At 40.2% G+C, this 3552-nt stretch carries 3 protein-coding genes; all 3 read right to left on the bottom strand.

The window, feature by feature from the left end:
• Positions 1–141: 141 nt before the first annotated feature.
• Positions 142–1452 (bottom strand): nucleotide sugar dehydrogenase, encoded by a 1311-nt coding sequence (locus VIH09_RS01240; RefSeq protein ID WP_331577055.1) that lies wholly within the window; start codon positions 1450–1452, stop codon positions 142–144.
• Positions 1453–1606: 154 nt separating this feature from the next.
• Positions 1607–2074 carry a UpxY family transcription antiterminator gene (locus tag VIH09_RS01235; RefSeq protein WP_331577053.1) on the bottom strand — a complete coding sequence of 156 codons (468 nt, stop codon included), beginning with the start codon at positions 2072–2074 and terminating at the stop codon, positions 1607–1609.
• Between the two features lie 538 nt (positions 2075–2612).
• Positions 2613–3552 (bottom strand): nucleotide sugar dehydrogenase (locus VIH09_RS01230; RefSeq protein WP_331577051.1); only part of this gene is annotated, 940 nt, incomplete at its 5' end.

Genomic DNA, 3552 nt, shown 5'->3' with positions numbered 1-3552 from the left:
GTTGTTCGATGTTCGATGTTCGATGTTCGATGTTCGATGTTCGATGTTCGATGTTCGATGTTCGATGTTCGATGGAAAAACGTAAACGTTTTTCTATTATCGATGGACGAAAAACGGTCGACGGTGGCCGGTCAACGACTTTTACAATCTTCCGTCTACGTTATCCCCCAGAACCCCCTTTACGTCATACAGCAGACTCCTTGTGTTTTGCAGTTGCGATAAATCCATGTCCAAAAATGCGGCGTGTGCCACCGCCAGCACAACGGCGTCAAACTTTTGATTTGGGGCCGTCTTTGTGGTGACTAATTTGTATTCTTTTTTTACCGCCTCGGCACTCGCCAAAGGATCATATATGGTTACGCTGATCCCATAATCCGCCAAAGCGGCAATCACATCCACAATCTTCGTGTTGCGAACATCGGGACAATTCTCTTTGAATGTAATACCAAGCATCAGCAGACTGGCCCCGTTGACGGAAATCCCCTTTTTGATCATCAGTTTTACGATTTGCGATGCCACATAGTCCCCCATGCTGTCATTCAGTCGTCTCCCTGCCAAGATGATCTCGGGATGATATCCCATTTCCTGTGCCTTTTGCGCCAAATAATAGGGATCCACCCCGATGCAATGGCCACCGACAAGTCCCGGTTTGAAAGGCAAAAAATTCCATTTGGTACCGGCCGCCTCCAAAACGGCATGGGTATCGATATTCATCAAATTGAAAATTTTGGCCAACTCATTGACAAAAGCAATGTTGATGTCCCGTTGCGAATTCTCGATCACTTTGGCGGCTTCCGCCACTTTAATGGACGGCGCCAGATGTGTACCTGCGGAGATTACTGACAAGTATAAGTCATTTACCTTTTGCCCAGTTTCAGGGGTCGAGCCCGCGGTAACTTTTAAAATTCTATCTACTGTATGTTCCTTATCGCCCGGATTTATTCTTTCAGGCGAATAGCCCGCAAAAAAATCAATGTTAAATTTCAAACCGGATACCCTTTCCAAAACCGGAACACATTCATCTTCGGTAACTCCAGGATAAACAGTCGATTCATAAATGACTGTATCTCCTTTTTTTAATACTTTGCCCACAGTCTCTGAAGACTTGTACAAAGGTGTCAAATCTGGGCGGTTATTTTTATCTACCGGTGTGGGAACTGTTACGATATAATAAGTACAGTCGGCTATATCAGTTAGCGTGGAAGTACAATACAAACCATCGGTTTGACCTTGCGAATCCCCAACATGGCAACATGGGTTTTTATCCAGCAACACTTGCCGTAACTCAGCATCCGTTATTTCAAGGGTACTGTCCGACCCGGAACGCAGTTCGTCAATCCTGCTTTGGTTAATGTCAAATCCCACCACGGGATATTTCGTGGCAAACAAACGCGCCAAAGGCAAGCCCACATAACCCAAACCAATTACTGCTATTTTTATTTTGGAACTCATTTTCTAAATTACTTATATATCCACTGTTAACTAAATATTTAAACGGCCTTTTTTTTAAAACACATATTTATGACTTAAAAAAATAAAAAACGGAAAATTCCAGTTTGATTTTAAAAAGTAAAAATTTAACTCTACCTAAACATCCAATATCCCCCTACCGGATATGATTCATTTTCAATGTACATCCCAACGATTCCAATACCAGAACATAATGGGTGTTTGTAATTTCTTGAACAATACCCTCCTGTGAAATGAAAGGTCCGGATTCCACCTTTATTTTATCACCAACTTGAAATGCGGCTATCGAAACATCACATTGATTGGGAGTGCTAAGCCATTTTTTTATGGTTCCAATTTCTTCATCGCGCACGATCGCCGGTTTCCCCAACCAAAACAAATAACGAACCACCCCTGCCGATTGGAAAACTAAATTCCTATCTTTTTCTTCCAGCTGAACAAATATATAGGAATTAAAAAGCGGCACTTCCACTTTTTTCTTTCTGTCCGACCATTGACGTACTTTTGTGATCAATGGACAATAACATTCAACCCCAAAATCAGTTAATTGTTCGGCTACTTTTTTTTCCCATTTCGGTTTTGTATAGACTACATACCAATTCATTTCATTTTTTTTTAATAAATCCAGTTACTATTTTTAAGCTATTCGTTATATTTAGATATAGTTGGTTAATGCTCTATTTAATAAATCTATTTTGATTATTTAATTTAGTTAGCTCGAGGCTTAATTTTTCCTGCAAATTCAAGTGTCCTTAGATTCCGCAGTCAAGTGTCAAATGTTTGAAGAAGTCGCAAAAACAAAAACTGTTTGAGCGAAGCGAAATCAAAGATTCGTGAATACAAATTAAATATAAACGCGTGAACAGTTTTTTTGTTTTAGACTTCGAAAACTAATTTGACCGACGAGGGAGCTCAGACTTGAAATCGAAGATTCATGAATACCAAAAATTAACAACGCATGAATAATTTTTTGTTTCTTTTTTGATCAAGCAAAAAAGAAAAATACAATTATTAAACCCTAATTTATTACGCTCAAAAAACGTTCCTTGTAGTATTCATTTTTTTTAATTTTTAAATATTTCTTAGAAGCGATCGCAAATAAATACTATCGTTGACATTTGAGATTTGTACACCTAGGTGCATCATGACCCTATCGCCTGATACACAAACCCGATAGCCTCCATTTGAGAACGATTTAAAATGTTTCTTCCGTCAAAAACAAAAGCGGGTTTTTGCATCGAATCGTATATTTTTTGCCAATCATATTGCACAAATTCATCCCATTCTGTCAGCACAGCGACGGCATGCGCATTGGCACAGGCTTCATAAGGATCAACAAACGAAGTCACGCAGGCTCTATTTTTTTCCGTTGTACGAGTTTCGAGATAATCCAGGTCGGCCAACACTTTTTTGGCGGACACTTTTGGATCATAGACCGCAATTTGTGCCTGCTCATTGATCAAATCATCCGCAACATAAATCGCTGCCGATTCTCTGGTGTCATTGGTGTCTTTCTTGAAAGCCCATCCCAAGAAAGAAATCTTTTTGTCGGCCACAGTATTATATAGGGTTTGCACTATTTTGTTGGAAAACCGTCTTTTTTGGTGGTCGTTCATAATAATAACCTGCTCCCAATAATCGGCTACTTCATGCAGTCCGTATGATTTGGCAATGTATACCAAATTCAGAATGTCCTTTTGAAAACAAGAGCCTCCAAAACCAACTGACGCTTTAAGGAACTTAGGGCCTATTCTGCTGTCCATACCGATGGCTTTTGCCACTTCGTTCACATCGGCACCGGTTTTTTCACATAGTTCAGACATTGCGTTAATCGAAGATATTCTTTGTGCTAAAAACGCATTCGCGGTCAATTTTGACAGCTCGGAAGACCATACATTAGTGGTCAATATTTTATCAATGGATACCCAATTGGCATAAACATCAACAAGTGCTTGAATTGCTTTTTGGCCTTCTTCGGTAGCATCTCCGCCTATTAATATTCTATCTGGGTTTAACAAATCTTGCACGCCGGTGAAAGCTGCTCGAACGGCACACCCGCGTCCCTGAGGTGCCCGATGGCCG

Source organism: Flavobacterium sp., assembly GCF_036515215.1.
GTDB lineage: Bacteria > Bacteroidota > Bacteroidia > Flavobacteriales > Flavobacteriaceae > Flavobacterium.
This window is presented reverse-complemented; position numbering and strand designations above follow the sequence as displayed.

Bases quoted from the DNA above. Each gene is read 5' to 3' on its own strand.
- VIH09_RS01240 (WP_331577055.1), bottom strand. From the start codon at position 1,452: ATGAGTTCCAAAATAAAAATAGCAGTAATTGGTTTGGGTTATGTGGGC.
- VIH09_RS01235 (WP_331577053.1), bottom strand. From the start codon at position 2,074: ATGAATTGGTATGTAGTCTATACAAAACCGAAATGGGAAAAAAAAGTA.